This window comes from Nocardioides gansuensis, from assembly GCF_003076135.1.
GTDB lineage: Bacteria > Actinomycetota > Actinomycetes > Propionibacteriales > Nocardioidaceae > Nocardioides > Nocardioides gansuensis.
Window position 1 is genome coordinate 1 of the sequence record NZ_QDGZ01000037.1, and the last position, 298, is coordinate 298.

1 protein-coding gene is annotated in these 298 nt (G+C 70.5%); it reads right to left on the reverse strand.

The annotated features are described in order from the left end of the window. A partial coding sequence (locus tag DDE18_RS22505; RefSeq protein WP_281258436.1) for a carboxyl transferase domain-containing protein occupies positions 1–298 on the reverse strand: 298 nt, incomplete at both ends.

Genomic DNA, 298 nt, shown 5'->3' on the forward strand with positions numbered 1-298 from the left:
GCGGGACGGTGGCCTCGGCGTAGGCGTAGATCAGCTTGGCGCCGCGGCGGATGATGCCGTTCCACTCCTGGTCGGTGCCGGGCAGGAAGCCGGGCACGTCGACGAAGGTGAGCACCGGGATGTTGAACGCGTCGCAGGTGCGCACGAAGCGCGCGGCCTTCTCGCTGGCGCCGATGTCCAGGCAGCCGGCGAACTGCATCGGCTGGTTGGCCACCACCCCGACCGGGCGGCCCTCGACCCGGCCGAAGCCGACGATGATGTTGGGCGCGAACAGCGGCTGCACCTCGAGGAACTCGCT